Here is an 18,241-nt window from a genome sequence, read left to right on the forward strand (position 1 = left end):
GAGGTGGGCGGCGCCGGTAACCTGAAGCATTCGCTGCCGTCCGTTCGTAATGAAGAGAGCACCGTGGCCGCCGACAAGATCGAGACCATCGTCAGCCTGAGCAAGCGCCGTGGCTTCGTTTTCCCCTGTAGTGAGATCTACGGTGGACAGCGTGCCGCCTGGGACTACGGCCCGCTCGGCGTCGAACTCAAGGAGAACCTCAAGCGCCAGTGGTGGCGTTACATGGTCACCTCGCGTGAGGACGTCGTCGGTATCGACTCTTCCGTGATCCTCGCCCCCGAGGTCTGGGTCGCGTCGGGGCACGTCGCCACCTTCTCCGACCCGCTCACCGAGTGCACCTCCTGTCACAAGCGCTACCGCGCCGACCACCTGGAGGAGGCCTACGAGGCGAAGCACCACCGCCTCCCGGAGAACGGCCTCGCCGACCTCAACTGCCCCAACTGCGGCAACAAGGGCACGTTCACCGAGCCCAAGCAGTTCTCGGGCCTGCTCTCCACGCACCTCGGCCCCACCCAGGACAGCGGCTCCGTCGCCTACCTGCGTCCCGAGACGGCCCAGGGCATCTTCACCAACTTCTCCCAGGTGCAGACGACCTCGCGCCGGAAGCCGCCCTTCGGCATCGCCCAGATGGGCAAGTCCTTCCGCAACGAGATCACGCCCGGCAACTTCATCTTCCGCACGCGCGAGTTCGAGCAGATGGAGATGGAGTTCTTCGTCAAGCCGGGCGAGGACGAGACGTGGCAGGAGTACTGGATGGAGCAGCGCTGGAACTGGTACACCGGTCTCGGCATGCGCGAGGAGAACATGCGGTGGTACGACCACCCGAAGGAGAAGCTCTCCCACTACTCCAAGCGCACCGCCGACATCGAGTACCGCTTCCAGTTCGGCGGCAACGAGTGGGGTGAGCTGGAGGGCGTCGCCAACCGCACCGACTACGACCTGAGCGCGCACTCCAAGGCCTCCGGTCAGGACCTCACCTACTTCGACCAGGAAGCCGGGGAGCGCTGGACCCCGTACGTCATCGAGCCCGCCGCCGGTGTCGGCCGCGCGATGCTCGCCTTCCTCCTGGACGCCTACGTCGAGGACGAGGCGCCCAACGCCAAGGGCAAGATGGAGAAGCGCACCGTGCTGCGCCTCGACCCGCGCCTCGCGCCCGTCAAGGTCGCCGTGCTGCCGCTGTCGCGCAACCCCGAGCTGTCGCCCAAGGCCAAGGGTCTCGCCACCGCGCTGCGCCAGAACTGGAACATCGAGTTCGACGACGCCGGCGCCATCGGCCGCCGCTACCGTCGCCAGGACGAGATCGGCACCCCGTTCTGCGTCACCGTCGACTTCGACACCCTCGACGACAACGCCGTCACGGTCCGTGAGCGCGACACGATGAAGCAGGAGCGCGTCTCCCTCGACCAGATCGAGGGCTACCTGGCCGCCCGCCTCGTCGGCTGCTGATCACGCGTCACCCACGAAGCCCCCGGTTCCCGCGCAGGGACCGGGGGCTTCGCGCTGTCCCGGACCATGGGGTGTCCGGGCGTCGGGGGCCGGGGGCGGCGGGGCGGGCGGTACCGGTTCGGCGGTCCTACGTCCTCAACGGCCCTGCAGGGACTTCACGTTGTCGCCGAACGTCCAGTTCTTCGAGCCGTCCCAGTTGACCGACCAGGTCATCAGGCCCTTCAGGGCGGTGCCGTAGTGCCGCCAGGCCTGCGAGACGAGGCTCGGCGCCATATGGCCGCCGCCCGCGCCGGGCTGCGCGGGCAGCCCCGGGACCTGCTTGTCGTACGGAACCTTGATCGTGGTGCCCTGGACGACCAGCCCCTTGTTCAGGCAGTCCGTCTGGGCGGTGAAGCCCTGGACCGTGCCCGCGGCGTACGAGTCGCCGGAGCAGCCGTACATGCTTCCGTTGTAGTACTGCATGTTGAGCCACCACAGCCGCCCGTTGTCCGCGTACTTCTTGACGATCGGCAGGTACGCGCCCCAGATCGAGCCGTACGCGACGCTGCCGCCGGTGACGTACGCCGTCTCCGGTGCCATGGTCAGCCCGAAGCCGGACGGCATCCGCGCCAGCACTCCGTCGATGATGCGCACCAGGTTGGCCTGCGAGGCGGAGAGCGTGCCGATGTTCCCGCTGCCGACGAGCCCGGTCTCGATGTCGATGTCGATGCCGTCGAAGTTGTACTTCTTCAGGATGGGGACGATCGTCGCGACGAAGCGGTCGGCGACCGCGGACGAACTCAGGTCGATCCCGGCGGCCGCCCCGCCGATGGACAGCAGGACGGTCTGCCCCGACGCCTTGGCCGCGCACATCTCGGCGGGCGTCGCGACCTTCACGCCGGTGTCCATCCCGTCCTCCCACAGCGCGGTGCCGTCCGAGCGGATGACGGGGAACGCCGCGTTGATCACGTTGTAGCCGTGCGCGGCGATACGGGAGTCGGTGATCGGCGTCCACCCGAAGGGCGGGTGCACGCCGTTGGACGAGCCGTCCCAGTTCTCCCAGTAGCCCTGGAGGATCTTTCCGGCGGGGCGGGACTTCACGGCGCAGGTGTCCGCGGCGACGGCGGCGGGAGCGCCCGCGATCGACAGGGGGACGAGGACGGCTGCCGCCAGGGCGACGGCGAGCAGGCGCGGCGTTCGGCGCATCATGCGAGGCCTCCCGGTGGGGGTGCGGTGAGGTGTCGTAGGCATGACAGTCGCGCGGTCCAGACCTTTCGTCAATAGGTCTGGACCAAAGTGGCGGCGGCGCGTCCGGCCGCCGCCCGTCGTTCAGGGACGTCCGGCCGTGGCCCCGTGACGGCGGCGGTCGAGCACGCCGACGAGCGTGGCCAGGTCGGCGGCACCCTCGGGGCCGTCCGCGTAGCGCGGGGTGAGGCCGTAGCGCTCGCGTCCGCCCTTCCCGTGGGTGTGGGGCGAGCGTGGTCCCTGGCGCCCGTCGGCCGGGGGAGCGCATGGCGACGCCCGGCGCGCGCCCCGGCCCTCGGCCCGGCCGAACGCCCGAGGTACGTCCAGTACGAGGGCTTTCGACCCGGCGGGCCCCCGGCCCATCGGTCGGGAGACCCCCGGGGGCGGGCACCGGGCGCCGCCCTTCACGGGCGACACCCTGACCGGCCGGACAGGTTCTAGTCCTCTTTGGATTCCACCGTCGCCTGGTGCTCCTCGGCGAGGTGTTCCTCCGCCTTCAGCCAGGGGAGGAACTGGGCGCTCCTGCGCCAGCCGCAGGTGTCGCATCTGATGGTGCGCTGCGCACCCGCTCGTTGGACGCGGACGGTGTGTTCGCGGCCGTGCTGATCCCAGCGGCTCACCTTGCTCGTGTTGATCTGAAGCATGACACCTCCTGGTTCTCCCGCTTCGTCTGCGCAGCAAGGAGTGTGCAGCATGGCGAAGATCAACGGGGGCTCTTCGGCGGTGAGTTCGGCGCGGGCGGGAACCCCGCGCCGGGACCGGCCTCCCGGGCCGGACCGGCACGGGAGGCCGGGAGGATCCCGCTCCGGTCGAACGCGACGCACCGGGCCACCGCCGGGTACGTCGCGTTCGACCTAGGCGCGCCCCTCCGCGACCTGACGCTTCGCCGAGGCCGACGGCCTCTGGACGAAGGGGAAGCGGGGCCCCGGCGAACGCGTACACCCGTGGCCGCAAAGGGAGTTGGGGCGTGGGTGGCACGATCGCCGCTGCCGCTGCCGCTGCCGCTGCCGCTGCAGCGGCAGCGGTCGGCGCCCGGCGGGGACAGGTGGCCCGGCCGGACACCGGACCGGCTCCTCAGCTGATCGTGCGCGGCAGCCGCAGGCTCAGCGCGATGGTCAGCGCCACACCCGCCAGTTGGACCAGGAGCGTCGTCACCAGGGCGTTCCCCATGCCGTGGGCCGGGGCGAGGGACAGGAACAGGGTGCCGAGGGTGGCCACCCCGACGGCGAGGGCGGCCTGTTGGGTGGTCGCCATCACACCGCTGCCGACACCGGCCCGTGCCGCAGGCACCTCGGAGAGGACGATCCTGATGAGGACGGGGAGCTGGAGTGCCTGTCCCGCACCCGCGACCGCAGCGCCGGGCAGCAGTTCGCCCACTCCGAGGTCCGGCCAGGAACGCTGGGCGGCCAGCGCGATGAGCGCCACGCCCACCGCCTGGATCAGTCCGCCGGCGGTGACGACCCGGGTGCCGAAGCGGGCGATCAGCCGGGGCCCGCACAGGGACGTCACGAAGAAGACGCCCGCCATGGGCGCGAGGGCCAGCCCCGCGGAGACGGGCCCGAGGCCCGCACCGCGTTGCAGCGCCACCGCGATCACGAACATGAAGCCGCTGAACCCGATCGAGAACGGCACGATCATGATCAGGCCCCGGCGCAACGAGGTCAGCTCGAACAGGCTCGGGGGAACCAGGGGAGTGCGCCCGTTCCGGTCCGCACGGCGTTCGACGAGGTAGAAGGCGGCGGCCGCGAGCGGGAACAGGGCGAGGGACACCCAGGTCCACAGCGGCCAGCCCGCCGCCCTGCCCTCGGTGAGCGGGGCGAGCAGGGCCAGCAGGGCGACCGCGAGCAGGACGGTGCCGGGAGTGTCGACCGGCTCCGGGTGCTGCGAGCGGGTCTCGGGGACCGCGCGGGCGGCCAGGATCAGACCGAGGACGACGACGGGCACGTTCACGAGGAACACCGAGCGCCAGCCGGTGCCCGCGATGTCGGCCGCGACCAGGACGCCGCCGAGGATCTGCCCGGCCACCATGGACAGGCCGGCCGTGGCGCCGTACAGGCCCATCGCCTTGGCCCGGCGGGTCCCGGAGGTCGCCGACTGGATGGTGGCGAGGACCTGCGGCAGCATCGCCGCGGACGCCGCGCCCTGCGCGACCCGCGCCGCCACCAGGGTCCAGGCGGTGGGCGCGAGGCCGCAGGCCAGCGAGGTCAGGCCGAAGGCCGCCATGCCGCCGAGGAAGAGCCGGCGGCGGCCGAACAGGTCGCCGAGGCGTCCGCCGAGGACGAGCAGGACGGCGTACGCGACGCCGTAGCCGGCGACGACCAGTTCGAGGACGGCCTCGCTCGCGTCCAGGTCGTGCCCGATGGTCGGGAGGGCGACGTTGACGATGAAGAAGTCGATCAGGGGCAGCGCCGCGCCCAGCAGCACGGTGAAGAGTCCGAGGCCGCCGAGGGCGGGTGGCGCCGTGGGGGCGCGGACGGTGGTGGTGAGAGTTCCGGTGTCGGTCACGTGCTCCAGACTTGTCCGGAACTCAGACGGGTACCAGAGTCTCCTTATCCTGGTACAAGGACTACCTGGCAACAGGCTGCGATGAGCGGCAGTCTGGGGGCATGACGACCACGGCACGCGGCACGGCACGCGAAACGGCCACCGGCCCGGCCCCGGCAGAGCCGGTTCCGGTCCCGGCCCGATCCGCCCCGGACGGCACGGTCCCGGCCGCCACCGTGGCGTCCCGCGGCAGCGAGATCCGGCGGAACGAGCTGGCCACCTTCCTGCGCAGCAGACGCGAACGCATCACGCCCGAGCAGGTCCAGCTGCCCCGCGGCCGGCGCAGGCGCACGCCCGGCCTGCGCCGCGAGGAGGTCGCCCAGCTCTCCGCGGTGGGGGTCACCTGGTACACGTGGCTGGAGCAGGCGCGTGCCATCCAGGTCTCCGAACAGGTCCTCGACGCGCTGGCCCGCACCCTGCTGCTCGACACCAGCGAGCGGGCCCACCTCTTCCAGCTGGCCGGCGCCGTCGACCCCTCGCCCGCCGCCCGGTGCGCGGTCATCACCCCGGCGCTGCGCCAGATCCTGACGCGCCTGGAGCCCGTTCCGGCCTGCATCCAGAACAGCCGGTACGACATCCTGGCGTACAACCGCACCTACGCGCGGCTGATGATGGGCGACCTCGACACGATCCCGCCCGCCGACCGCAACTGCGTGATCCTCGCCTACACCAACCCGGAGTGGCGCGAGTCGATCGTCTTCATCGACGACACCATGCGGCTGATGGCCGCGAGGCTGCGCGTCTCGATGGCCGGGCACCTCGGGGAGCCCGCCTGGAAGATGCTGCTGAAGCGGTTGCGGACCGAGTCCGCCGAGTTCCGCGAGATCTGGGACCGGTACGAGGTGGTCGGAGCCCCCGGCAAGACCAAGCAGTTCCTGAACCCGTACGTCGGACTCGTCACCGTCGACCACACCGATCTGTGGCTCGCCCCCGACCTGGGCGCCCGCATGGTGACGTACGCGCCCTCCGACGACGAGAGCCGCGAACGGCTGGAGAAGCTGCACGCGATCGCGCTGGAGGCGGAGGCGAAGGAGGCGGCTGCGGAAGCCGGAGGCGGAGCCGACACGTCCCGGGCACAAGCGCCGGGGGCGGTTTGATCACGCAGACCGCGAGGTCCGTTGTCCCGGCGTCGGGAGGCTCGGACGGCGGGGGTGCGGGCCCGACGGTGGGCGCCGTCGGGCCCGGTGCGTCCGCGCCGCCGCCGAGATCAGGCGGCGGAGCGGTCCGGGGCCCGTACGCCCGCCGCTTCCTGGAGCTCCGGGGACTCCAGCAGGCGGGCCGTGCGCTCCGCCGACGCGCGGGCCCGGCGTCCGCTGGTGAGCGCGCCGAGGACGAGGACGGCGAGACCGCAGGCGGTGATGATCCACCAGCCGGGGCGGGCCGCGGAGACGAAACCGCTCCGGTAGGCGGAGCCCTGGATGCCGGAGGCGAGGGCCGCGCCGATGACCGCGACGCCGAGCGTCCCGCCGATCTGACGGCTGGTCGAGGCGACGGCGGCGGCGACGCCCGCCTGGGCGCGGGGCATGCCGGAGACGGCGGTGTTGGTGATGGGGGCGTTCACGAAGCCGAAGCCGATGCCGAAGAAGACGTAGCCGACGACGAGCGTGACGTTCGACGTCTCCGCCTCGAACGCGGCGAACAGCACGCCGCTCACGGTCATCGTGACGCCCGCGATCAGCAGTGAAGGACGGGGGCCGCGGCTGCCGACCAGCCGTCCGGAGATCGGCGCGCAGACGAAGCACAGGGCCGCCATGGGCAGCATCCACAGCCCCGCGTGCAGGGCGTCGAGCCCGCGGACGTTCTGCAGGTACAGCGTCGACAGGAACAGGAATCCGCTGAGCGCGGCGAACGCGCTCACCGCGATGACGGTCGCCCCGCTGAACGGAACCGACCGGAAGAAGCGCAGGTCGATGAGGGGTTCGTCGCGGCGGGGCTCGTAGATGAGCAGGCCGAGCAGCGCGCCGAGGGCGATCACGCCGAAGCAGGCCGTCGGCAGGGCGCCGGAGGTGGGCGCCTCGATGATCGCGTACGTCAGGGAGCCGAGCAGGACGATGACGAGGAGCTGGCCGACCGGGTCGGGGCGGCGGGGCTTCGGCGCGCGGGACTCGGGGACGAAACGCAGGGTCAGCAGGAGCGCGGCGAGGCCGACGGGGAGGTTGATCCAGAAGATCGACCGCCAGCCGACCGTGTCGACGAGCACTCCGCCCACCAGCGGTCCGGCGGCCATGGATATGCCGACCACGGCACCCCACACACCGATCGCGCGGGCGCGCTCGCGCGGGTCCGTGAAGGTGTTGGTGATGATCGACATCGCCACGGGGTTGAGCATCGAGCCGCCGACGGCCTGGATCATCCGGAAGACGATGAGCGCGTCGAGGTCCGGGGCGAGGGAGCAGAGCACCGAGCCGATGGTGAACAGGACCAGGCCGGCCGTGAAGACCTTGCGCCGGCCGATGCGGTCGGCGGTCGAACCGGCGAGCATCAGCAGGGAGGCGAGCACCAGGGTGTACGCGTCGATGGTCCACTGCATGCCCGCGACACTCGTGTGCAGTTCCTGCTGCATCGAGGGCAGGGCGACGTTCAGAACCGTGACGTCGAGGCTCACGATCAGCAGACTCATGCAGCAGATCGCGAGCACCAGCATCCGGCGGCGGTGGCTGAGCTCAGGCATTCACCCAGCCTACGCCGACATCGATAGTGCGTCTAACTAATGACCAATACACGATCTTTCGCGCGAGCATCCGGCCCCGTGCGCCACAATGGGGGAATGCCCACGCCCACGTCCACCGTGAACTCCGTGCTGTCGATCGGCCCCCACCAGGTGCAGCCGCCCGTCGTCCTCGCCCCCATGGCCGGGATCACCAATGCGCCGTTCCGCACGCTCTGCCGCGAGTTCAGCGGCGGCAAGGGTCTCTTCGTCAGCGAGATGATCACGACGCGGGCGCTGGTCGAGCGCAACGAGAAGACCATGCAGCTGATCCACTTCGACGCGACCGAGAAGCCGCGCTCGATCCAGCTGTACGGCGTCGACCCCGCGACCGTCGGCAAGGCCGTCCGCATGATCGCGGAGGAGGGCCTCGCCGACCACATCGACCTCAACTTCGGCTGCCCGGTCCCCAAGGTCACCCGTAAGGGCGGCGGCTCCGCGCTCCCGTACAAGCGCCCCCTGCTCCGCGCGATCCTGCGCGAGGCCGTCAGCGGCGCCGGGGACCTGCCCGTCACCATGAAGATGCGCAAGGGCATCGACGACGACCACATCACCTTCCTCGACGCCGGACGGATCGCGGTCGAGGAGGGCGTCACGGCCATCGCGCTGCACGGCCGCACCGCCGCGCAGCACTACGGCGGCACCGCGGACTGGGACGCCATCGCCCGGCTGAAGGAACACGTGCCGGAGATCCCCGTCCTCGGCAACGGCGACATCTGGTCGGCGGACGACGCGCTGCGGATGGTGCGCGAGACCGGCTGCGACGGGGTCGTCGTCGGGCGCGGCTGCCTCGGCAGGCCGTGGCTGTTCGGCGACCTGGTGGCCGCCTTCGAGGGCCGCCAGGAGTACGCCCGCCCGGCGCTGCGCGAGGTCGCCCAGGTCATGGTCCGCCACGCCACCCTGCTCGGCGAGTGGATCGGCGACGAGGCGCGCGGGGTCATCGACTTCCGCAAGCACGTCGCCTGGTACCTCAAGGGCTTCTCGGTCGGCTCGGAGATGCGCAAGCGCCTGGCGATCACCTCCTCGCTCGCCGAACTCTCCGACGGGCTCGCCGAACTGGACCTCGACCAGCCGTGGCCGTCGGGCGCCGACGGCCCCCGCGGCCGCACCTCCGGCAACAACAGGGTCGTCCTGCCGGACGGCTGGCTGAAGGACCCCTACGACTGCGCGGGCGTGTCCGAGGACGCGGAACTGGACACCTCCGGCGGCTGAGCCGAGCGGCCGTGCCCGGAGAGGGCACGGGCCCCGGCCACGCGGCTCCGCCGCCTGGGCGAGCACGGGCGGCGAGGGCACGGCTCCCGGCCCCGTCGTTCCGCCGCCCGGATGCGGCCGGACCCTCTCGGACCCCGCCGCACCCGCACTCCGCTCATCGGGCCTCAGGCACCCCCGACCGCCGTGAGCAGGGCCAGCGGCGCCGCCGCGGAACGCGATTCCCGTACGCACGCGTGCGGGTAGGGCACCGGCTCGGCGTGGGTGTCGCGGCCGTAGCCCGCGAGGACCTCGGGGAGGCGGTGACCGGCGGCGGTGGCGGCGTCCACGAGCGCGTGCGCCACCGTCCGGGCCTCGTCGTGCAGGCCGTACCGCGCGAGGCCCAGGGTGATGAGGGCGTTGTCGTGGGGCCAGACGGAACCCCGGTGGTACGACAGCGGATGGTACGCGGGCTGGCCGGAGGCGAGCGTCCGCACGCCCCAGCCGGAGAAGAAGTCCGGTGCGAGGAGCCGGCGGCCGACCATCTCGCCGTACTCCTTGTCCAGCAGGCCGGACCACAGCAGATGGCCGGCGTCCGAGGCGAGCGCGTCGACATGGCGGCCCTCGCCGTCCAACGCCAGCGCGGGGAAGGCGTGTTCGCTCATCCAGAAGTCCCGCTGGAAGCGGTCGCGCAGATCGGCGGCGGCCTGTTCCAGAAGGGCCGCGTACACCTCGTCGCCCCAGACCGCGCGGGACAGCTGAGCGGTGCGGCGCAGCGCGTCGTACGCGTACCCCTGCGCGCCGGCCGCCATCACCGGCCCGGTGGGGCGGCTGCCGTCGGCCGAACAGATGGCGCCCGGGGAGTCCTTCCAGTTCTGGTTGGCGAGGCCGCCGCCGTCCGCGCGGTAGACGAGATACCCGCGCGAGGTCAGCCCGCCGTGGTCCAGCATCCAGCCGATCGCCGCACGGGCGTTGGGCTCCAGCCGGCGGGCCAGGGCCACGTCACCGGTCAGCTCGGTGTACGCGCCGAGCAGCACCAGGAACAGCGGCGTCGCGTCCACCGAACCGTAGTAACGCCCGTACGGCACCTGTCCGAAGTGCGCCAGCTCGCCGTGCCGCACCTCGTGCACGATCTTGCCGGGCTGGGCGACGGTGCCCGCCCCCACCTCGACCGCCTGCGTCGCCGCCAGCGCGGGCAGGGTGGCGGCGGCCAGTTGGGGCCGGTAGGGCAGCGCGAACAGCGAGGTGAGCAGCGCGTCGCGGCCCAGCAGGGTGAGGAACCAGGGGACTCCGGCCGCGGGGACCCGCAGCTCCTCGCCGTCCGGGCCGGTCGCCGGGACCTGGAGCACCGCCAGGTCGGACAGGCCCCGTGAACAGGCCGCGGCCAGCTCGGGCCAGCCGGTCGGGAAGGGGACTCCCTCCGCGAACTCGCCCTCCAGCGCGAGCAGTCGCTCGGTGGCGGCCGTGGGGGAGGCGGGCACGTGCGGCTCGTGGGCCGCGCCGTGCGGACGCGCCGCGACCCGCAGCGCCAGCTCGGCCGAGCCGTGCGGTTCCAGGTCGAGGGTCCACACGAGGCGGCGCGCGCCCGTGCCCGTCTCCTCCACCCCGTCCGGGGCGGGCTCGGAGGTGACCGTCGTACGGGATCGCCACTCCCCGCGCCGATAGCTGAACTCGACACCGTCGTCGAGCACTTGGCGCTGTCGCACGACGCCCGTCTTGGCGTACGTGCGGTGGTCGGAGCGCAGTTCGAACTGGTCCGTGAAGTCGGCGTCCGCGGTCACCGCGATCCGGACCGTGGTGGCCGTGGGGCGGTTGCTGGTGACGCGCAGCGCCTCCACGAACGAGCCCTCGGCGACCGCCTGTTCGCGGAACAACGTGTACGCGGGCGGTTCGTCGCGGCCGCCTCGCGGCACCAGTACGCACCGCGCCGTGTCGCCGTCCGTGACCGGCGTGAGTGCCTCGGGCACCGCGCCGTCCACCGTCAGCTGCCAGCGGCTGAGGTGCCGGGCGTCCCGGACGAACAACCCGTCCGGCGAGCTGCCGCCCCGTACTCCGCTGATGTCCCCGCCGTCACCCACGGCGGCGAACGTCCCACCCTGCACGAGCAGATGATGCCGGTCCGTCATCCCCGGTCCCCTCCCTTGGCGCCCGTCTCGAACTCGAATGCGCTCTGTGCCGCGGCGCTGTGCGCCGTGCCGGTCGAGGCGTCATGCCCCGCCGGGGACACGACCGCCGTCCCGGAGGACTCGTGCAGCAGGTCGAGCGTCAGCGCCGCCGTCCAGCTGAAACCGAGTGCTCCGCAGGCCTCGCCGGTGAACGGGTCCACGTACTCCGCGAACCCGGACTCCCCGGCGGTGTCCAGCAGGGCGGCCCGCAGAGCGTCGGCCCGCCCGTGTTCCCCGTGCAGCCGCAGCCCGCGCTCCAGCAGCCAGTTGGTGTTGAACCAGGCCGGTCCCCGCCAGTACCGGTGCGGATCGAACGCCTCGCCTGTCAGGTCGTAGCTGGGTACGAGCCGTGTCGCCCCGCCCAGCCCGAAGTGCGGCCCGCCCGCGGTCCGCACGAGCGCGGCGGCGATGTCACGCGGCAGCGTCGGCAGGATGAGCGGGAGCAGCCCGGCGACACCGCGCTCACGGATCAGCGCCCCGCGCCCACCGCCGTCCACGTCGCTCCGCCCGCCGTTCCCCTCGGCGCGCTCGTCACGGCAGAAGAACAGGCCCTCCGCCGGATCCCACAGCCGTTCCACCAGGGCCGCCGTCAGCCGCTCCGCGCGCGCGTGGCGGGCGGTCCCCGCCGCGCCCAACTCCTGTGCGATACGGGCCAGCGCGTGTTCCGAGGCGATCAGCAGGGCGTTGAACGCCGGGTCCTCGACGGCGAACTCGCCGCCGCCGTCGGCGTACCCCCGGTCCCGGTAGTCCGTCGCCAGCCGTACGTACCGCCCGTAGTCGAGATCGGTCGGCCGGTCCTCGGCGGCGCCGTGGTCGAGGTCGGCGCGCCGGAAGGAGCGGGCGGGCGCCGGGTCCACGCGGCCGAGCGGGGCGTCCCAGCAGGGACTGTTGTCCATGCCCTGCTCCCAGGGGTGGACCACGCTGGCGAGGCCGCCGCCCAGGTCCCGCCGGTGCAGGAGATAGCGGTGCCAGGCCGCCAGCCGGGGATACATCCGGGAGAGGAAGGAGCGGGCCCGGGACAGCCCGGGGTCCGCCCGGTGCACCAGCCACACCGCCAGGGCGTGCACCGGTGGCTGCACGATGCCCGACGTCTGTACGGTGCGCGGGGCACCCGCGGCGCGCCCCGCGGTCGAGGAGCGCCAGAAGTCGGGGCTCGGGAAGTACGCGTCGAGCGGGACGGAGGGGTTGAACACGATGTGCGGGACACGCCCGTCGGCCCACTGGGCGCCGAGCAGGGTCTCCAGCTCCGTCTGCGCCCGCAGCGGGGACACGTGGCGCAGACCGATCGCGATGAACGCGGAGTCCCAGGACCACTGGTGCGGATACAGGCCGCGCGAGGGCACCGTGGAGGTTCCCGTCCAGTTGTCGTTCAGCACCCGGGACGCCCTGAGGCGCAGTGACCCCGAAGGCCCGGCGGGATCGTATACGGGCGATCCGTCCCGGCCGGTGCCGCCCGGAGCGGGCGGAGAGGGCGGCCCGGAGGCGCGCCGGGGTGAGCCGGAGGTACGCAAGGGGTCGGTGGGTGCCCTGTGCAGGGCGGTGAGCTGGGATGTGCTGTCCACTCAGGTCTCCCCGAAGACGTCCGGCCGGCCGGTTCGGCAGCAGCTGCCGTAGGGTTACGTCTATTTAACACGCAAAACTCAATATGTAATGCAGAGTTGGGGAACGCAAGAGGGTGCGCATGACGAAAAGAGCGGGGAGGACCGTGAAGACCGTGAACCAGGCAAGCTCCGGAGAACTGCTCGAACTGGTGCGCAGCGGCCGGGCGACCACGCGCGGAGCGCTCCAACGCGCCACCGGCCTGTCGCGGGCCACGGTCGGGCATCGCCTCGACCGGCTGTTCCGCGCGGGCTGGCTCCGTGAGGGGGCGGGCGGCCCCGTCGACTCACCGCTGGGCGGGCGCCCCTCCATCACCCTGGAGTTCGACGACGAGCACGCCGTCGTCCTCGCCGCGGACCTCGACACCCGGCACGGCCGGGCGGCCCTCCTCACCCTCACCGGAGAGATCCTCGCCGAGCACGCGGGCCCCCTGGTGATCGACGACGGGCCCGAGGCGGTACTCGGCGAACTCGGAGGCTGGTTCGCCGAACTGCTGGGGAAATCCGGGCGGCGCGCCGACGCGGTCTGCGGCATCGGGCTCGCGGTGCCGGGACCCGTCGACAGCGACACCGGCCGTGTGGTGCAGCCGCCGATCATGCCGGGCTGGGACGGCTACGACATAAGGGGCCGGCTCGGCCGCGCCTTCGCCGAACACACGGGCCCCGGCGCCGTGGGCGTCCCGGTGCTCGTCGACAACGACGCCAACCTCATGGCGTACGGGGAGCAGCGCTCCGGCTATCCGGACTGCTCGGCGTTCGCCCTGGTCAAGGTCTCCACCGGTATCGGCGCGGGCATGGTCGTCGGCGGCACCGTGTACCGGGGCGTCGACGGCGGGGCGGGCGACATCGGGCACATCCGGGTGGGTGCCGACGCGCTGTGCCGGTGCGGCTCGCACGGCTGTCTGGCCGCCGTCGCCAGTGGTGGCGCGGTGGCCAGGCGGCTCGCGGAGGCGGGGGTCCCGGCAGCGTCCGGATCGGACGTACGGGAGCTGCTGGCGGCCGGGCACCCCGAGGCGACGGCGCTCGCGCGCGAGGCGGGCCGGCAGGTCGGGGACGTCCTGGCCACCGTGGTGACGCTGCTCAACCCGGGCGTGCTGATGATCGCCGGGGACCTGGCCGGAACCCCCTTCCTCACGGGCGTCCGGGAGTTGCTGTACCAGCGGGCGCTGCCCCGCTCCACCGCCCACCTGGACGTGGTGACCTCCCGGCTCGGTGAGCGGGCGGGGCTCGTGGGCGCGGCGGCGATGGTCGTGGAGTACCTGTACGCCCCGGAGCGGGCCGAGGAGCGACTCGCGGCGCTCGGCGTGTGACGGACGCGCGGGGGCGGCGGGTCCGGAGGCGGAACGGACCCGGAAGTGGAGTGGGCCCGCAGGTGCGGCGGATCCGGAGGCGGTCGCGGGTCCCGGGGCGCGGCGGATTGGCCGGACGCGGCGGACGCCATCCAGGCAGGTCGTCCGGGTAGGCAGTTCAGGAGATCGTCCGGTCGGGTCGTCCGGTCGGGTCGGCCAAGCGTGTCATCCGCGTGTGTCATCCGCGCGTGTCATCCGTGTGTCGTGTCCGGATCGCGGTCCGCATGATGGAATCTGGCTCCGTCTCGAGGCGTGATTCTCGCCACCCTTGATAAGGGTCACGCTCAGATGAGCGGATCTTGCCCGGCTGCACTTCCCTAAGGGGTGGCACTCAGTGCCACCCTCTGATCGTTCATCGATTAAACTCAGGCGTGCCGAAGTCTGCTCACCTGAGCGGCTGAGGTCGTCCCAGTGCGTTGATTCGTTCAAGAAGTGAAAACATCGCCTCCCGATGGCTTGCCAAGCTTTGACTTTCGATCTGGTGGCGGACGAGTGGTTACAGGCGCATGACGCGCAAGTGGACGTACCCATGCGCCTTCGATCTGGGTATGTTCCCCGTCGTCAGGGCAGCCACCGCGACGTCGAGGAGTCGAGACTCGTGTCGGAAAACAAAGATCCCCACGTAACTGAGAGCGGCGAAAGCGGCGTCGGCGGGGCGAAGTTCGTTTATGACTTCACCGAGGGCAACAGGGATCTGAAGGACCTCCTCGGGGGCAAGGGCGCCAACCTTGCCGAGATGACCAACCTGGGGCTCCCCGTGCCGCCCGGCTTCACCATCACCACCGAGGCGTGCAAGACCTACCTCGACAGTGGCGAGGAGCCCGCGGCACTGCGTGACGAGGTGAGTGCGCACCTCGACGCCCTCGAGGCCAAGATGGGCAAGAAGCTCGGCCAGGCCGACGACCCGCTCCTCGTGTCCGTCCGTTCCGGAGCGAAGTTCTCCATGCCCGGCATGATGGACACCGTCCTGAACATCGGGCTCTCCGACAAGTCCGTGCTGGGTCTGTCCCGGCAGGCCGGCGACGACCGCTTCGCGTGGGACTCCTACCGCCGTCTCATCCAGATGTTCGGCAAGACGGTCCTCGGCGTCGACGGCGAGCTCTTCGAGGACGCGCTGGAGGCGGCGAAGACGGCCAAGAAGGTCACCGTCGACACGGACCTCGAAGCGGCGGACCTGAAGAAGCTCGTCACCAAGTTCAAGCGGATCGTCAAGGCCGAGGCCGGCCGGGACTTCCCGCAGGACCCGCGCGAGCAGATGGACCTCGCCATCAAGGCGGTCTTCGAGTCCTGGAACACCGACCGGGCCAAGCTGTACCGCCGCCAGGAGCGCATCCCGGGCGACCTCGGCACCGCCGTCAACGTCTGCTCGATGGTGTTCGGCAACCTGGGCCCCGACTCCGGCACCGGTGTCGCCTTCACCCGTGACCCCGCCTCCGGTCACCAGGGCGTGTACGGCGACTACCTCCAGAACGCCCAGGGCGAGGACGTCGTCGCCGGCATCCGCAACACGGTCCCGCTCGCCGAGCTGGAGTCGATCGACAAGAAGTCGTACGACCAGCTCATGCAGATCATGGAGACCCTGGAGAACCACTACAAGGATCTCTGCGACATCGAGTTCACCATCGAGCGCGGGCAGCTGTGGATGCTCCAGACCCGCGTCGGCAAGCGCACGGCGGGCGCGGCCTTCCGCATCGCCACGCAGCTGGTGGACCAGGGCCTGATCGACGAGGCCGAGGCGCTCCAGCGGGTCACGGGCGCCCAGCTCGCGCAGCTCATGTTCCCGCGCTTCGACGACCAGGCGAAGGCCGACCAGATCGGCCGGGGCATCGCCGCCTCGCCCGGCGCCGCGGTCGGCAAGGCGGTCTTCGACTCGTACACCGCGGTGAAGTGGTCCCGCTCCGGCGAGAAGGTCATCCTCGTCCGCCGTGAGACGAACCCCGACGACCTCGACGGCATGATCGCGGCCGAGGGCATCCTCACCTCGCGCGGCGGCAAGACCTCCCACGCGGCCGTCGTCGCGCGCGGCATGGGCAAGACCTGTGTCTGCGGCGCCGAGGAGCTGGAGGTCGACACCAAGCGCCGCCGGATGACCGTGCCCGGCGGGCACGTCGTCGAGGAGGGCGACCTCATCTCGATCGACGGCTCCAGCGGCAAGGTGTACCTCGGTGAGGTCCCCGTCGTCCCGTCCCCGGTCGTCGAGTACTTCGAGGGCCGGATGCACGCCGGCGCCGACGACGCCGACGAGCTGGTCGAGGCCGTCCACCGGATCATGGCCTTCGCCGACCGCAAGCGCAGCCTGCGCGTACGCGCCAACGCCGACAACGCCGAGGACGCGCTGCGCGCCCGCCGCTTCGGCGCCCAGGGCATCGGTCTGTGCCGCACGGAGCACATGTTCCTGGGCGACCGCCGTGAGCTCGTCGAGCGTCTGATCCTCGCGGACACCGACGCCGAGCGCGAGGAGTCGCTGAAGGCGCTCCTGCCGCTCCAGAAGAAGGACTTCGTGGAGCTGTTCTCGGCGATGGACGGCCTCCCGGTCACGGTCCGTCTCCTGGACCCGCCGCTGCACGAGTTCCTGCCGGACATCACCGAGCTGTCGGTGCGCGTCGCGCTCGCCGAGTCCCGCAAGGACGCCAACGAGAACGACCTGCGCCTGCTCCAGGCGGTGCACCGCCTGCACGAGGCGAACCCGATGCTGGGCCTGCGCGGCGTACGCCTCGGCCTGGTCATCCCCGGCCTGTTCACCATGCAGGTACGGGCCATCGCGGAGGCGGCCGCCGAGCGCAAGAACGCCAAGGGCGACCCGCGCGCGGAGATCATGATCCCGCTCGTCGGCACGGTCCAGGAGCTGGAGATCGTCCGCGAGGAGGCCGACCAGGTCATCGCGGAGGTCCAGGCGGCCACCGGTGTCGAGCTGAAGCTGGCCATCGGCACGATGATCGAGCTGCCGCGGGCCGCGCTGACGGCCGGCCAGATCGCGGAGGCCGCGGAGTTCTTCTCCTTCGGCACGAACGACCTCACCCAGACGGTGTGGGGCTTCAGCCGCGACGACGTGGAGGCCTCCTTCTTCACGGCGTACCTGGAGAAGGGCATCTTCGGCGTCAGCCCGTTCGAGACGATCGACCGGGACGGCGTCGGCTCCCTGGTGAAGTCCGCGGTGAAGGCCGGACGCGAGACGCGTCCCGACCTGAAGCTCGGCGTCTGCGGCGAGCACGGCGGCGACCCCGAGTCGGTCCACTTCTTCCACGAGGTCGGACTCGACTACGTCTCCTGCTCCCCGTTCCGCATCCCCGTCGCCCGCCTCGAAGCGGGCCGCGCGGCCTCGAACTCGACGGGCAGCGACCACCGCTAGACCCCGGAGCCCACCCCGGTCACCTGACCCTCACCGACCGGCAAGGGCCCCGGAATCCAACGAGGGGGCGGCACCCTGTGCGGGGGTGCCGCCCCCTCGGGCGTTGTCCGCCGGGTTGTCGAGGCACGCCGCTGACCAGGCCGCCGCCGGACCATCGGCATCGGCGGCCTCTCTCCCGAACTCGTCCGCCCCGAACACTGACGCCGGCTCGCATGAACGCCTCAGGTCCATGGCCGAGTTCAACCCGCGCCCACGGCCGGGCTACGGCAGCGGCGGCGGTGCCGGGGAAGGAGGCGGCGGTACCCGCGCCGGGACTGCGGACCTGGCGGCGGCCTCTTCCCTGCGCCGGCGTCGCCAGTGGAACCACATGACGTACGCGGGCGCGGCGATCATCGGGCCCAGCGTCGGGGAGGAGGCACTCCACGACCTGCCCCACACGAGGTGGCCCAGCAGCACGATCAACCCGTACAGCGCCCCCTCCACGCAGAGCACCACCAGACCGGCCGTCCACGGGCGGTCTCTCCAGTCGCGATCCGTCCCGCCCTCGCGCGGTTGCCTTCCGGTCATGTCCAGCGACTCCCCTGAAGCGTCGGAAACGGAGGGGCGGCCCCCTCGTGCCGGAGAACAGGGGCGCCCCTCGCTCGCCGAAGACCGGGCCGCCCCCCCCCGCC

At 71.8% G+C, this 18,241-nt stretch carries 12 protein-coding genes; 5 read left to right on the top strand and 7 right to left on the bottom strand.

All coding sequences use genetic code 11. From position 1 onward, the window contains the following. Positions 1 to 63 precede the first annotated feature (63 nt). Positions 64 to 1,446, top strand: coding sequence for a glycine--tRNA ligase (locus ACFYW7_RS02550; protein ID WP_389497151.1), 1,383 nt, complete (start codon positions 64 to 66; stop codon positions 1,444 to 1,446). Between the two features lie 135 nt (positions 1,447 to 1,581). Here the strand turns inward: ACFYW7_RS02550 and ACFYW7_RS02555 are convergent, their stop codons facing one another. From ACFYW7_RS02555 to ACFYW7_RS02565, 3 genes are all read right to left on the bottom strand, one after another. Further along, complete coding sequence (locus ACFYW7_RS02555; RefSeq protein WP_389497152.1) at positions 1,582 to 2,634, bottom strand: chitinase; 1,053 nt, start codon at positions 2,632 to 2,634, stop codon at positions 1,582 to 1,584. Between the two features lie 473 nt (positions 2,635 to 3,107). Then, positions 3,108 to 3,314 carry a hypothetical protein gene (locus ACFYW7_RS02560; protein ID WP_389497153.1) on the bottom strand — a complete coding sequence of 69 codons (207 nt, stop codon included), beginning with the start codon at positions 3,312 to 3,314 and terminating at the stop codon, positions 3,108 to 3,110. Positions 3,315 to 3,744: 430 nt separating this feature from the next. Next, a complete protein-coding gene (locus tag ACFYW7_RS02565) occupies positions 3,745 to 5,175 on the bottom strand; it encodes an MFS transporter (RefSeq protein ID WP_389497154.1) in 1,431 nt (476 codons plus the stop codon). Positions 5,176 to 5,276: 101 nt separating this feature from the next. On the opposite strand from ACFYW7_RS02565, the gene ACFYW7_RS02570 reads away from it, so the two are divergent. Continuing rightward, positions 5,277 to 6,311 carry a helix-turn-helix transcriptional regulator gene (locus ACFYW7_RS02570; RefSeq protein WP_389497155.1) on the top strand — a complete coding sequence of 345 codons (1,035 nt, stop codon included), beginning with the start codon at positions 5,277 to 5,279 and terminating at the stop codon, positions 6,309 to 6,311. Positions 6,312 to 6,421: 110 nt separating this feature from the next. Here the strand turns inward: ACFYW7_RS02570 and ACFYW7_RS02575 are convergent, their stop codons facing one another. Beyond that, positions 6,422 to 7,885: an MFS transporter gene (locus ACFYW7_RS02575; RefSeq protein ID WP_389497156.1), complete on the bottom strand. Its 1,464-nt coding sequence runs from the start codon at positions 7,883 to 7,885 to the stop codon at positions 6,422 to 6,424. A 96-nt stretch (positions 7,886 to 7,981) separates the two neighbouring features. Here ACFYW7_RS02575 and dusB point away from each other — a divergent pair, with 96 nt between their 5' ends. Beyond that, entirely contained in the window at positions 7,982 to 9,133 is a 1,152-nt protein-coding gene (gene dusB / locus ACFYW7_RS02580; RefSeq protein ID WP_389497157.1) for a tRNA dihydrouridine synthase DusB, read from the top strand. A gap of 164 nt (positions 9,134 to 9,297) precedes the next feature. On the opposite strand, the gene ACFYW7_RS02585 is transcribed toward dusB, so the two are convergent. Both ACFYW7_RS02585 and ACFYW7_RS02590 read right to left on the bottom strand, forming a co-directional pair. Then, entirely contained in the window at positions 9,298 to 11,235 is a 1,938-nt protein-coding gene (locus tag ACFYW7_RS02585) for a glycogen debranching N-terminal domain-containing protein (RefSeq protein ID WP_389497158.1), read from the bottom strand. After that, a complete protein-coding gene (locus ACFYW7_RS02590) occupies positions 11,232 to 12,836 on the bottom strand; it encodes a hypothetical protein (RefSeq protein ID WP_389497159.1) in 1,605 nt (534 codons plus the stop codon). Before ACFYW7_RS02590 ends, ACFYW7_RS02585 begins: the two co-directional genes overlap by 4 nt. Before the next feature lie 119 nt (positions 12,837 to 12,955). Between ACFYW7_RS02590 and ACFYW7_RS02595 the strand changes: the two genes are divergently transcribed. Together ACFYW7_RS02595 and ppdK are read left to right on the top strand one after the other, a co-directional pair. Then, positions 12,956 to 14,182 (top strand): ROK family protein, encoded by a 1,227-nt coding sequence (locus ACFYW7_RS02595; RefSeq protein ID WP_389497160.1) that lies wholly within the window; start codon positions 12,956 to 12,958, stop codon positions 14,180 to 14,182. Between the two features lie 637 nt (positions 14,183 to 14,819). After that, positions 14,820 to 17,570 carry a pyruvate, phosphate dikinase gene (gene ppdK / locus ACFYW7_RS02600; RefSeq protein ID WP_389497161.1) on the top strand — a complete coding sequence of 917 codons (2,751 nt, stop codon included), beginning with the start codon at positions 14,820 to 14,822 and terminating at the stop codon, positions 17,568 to 17,570. Between the two features lie 261 nt (positions 17,571 to 17,831). Here ppdK and ACFYW7_RS02605 read toward each other — a convergent pair whose 3' ends face one another. Beyond that, entirely contained in the window at positions 17,832 to 18,137 is a 306-nt protein-coding gene (locus tag ACFYW7_RS02605; protein WP_389497162.1) for a hypothetical protein, read from the bottom strand. Between the last annotated feature and the right edge of the window lie 104 nt (positions 18,138 to 18,241).

This window comes from Streptomyces sp. NPDC002580 (assembly GCF_042889485.1).
GTDB lineage: Bacteria > Actinomycetota > Actinomycetes > Streptomycetales > Streptomycetaceae > Streptomyces.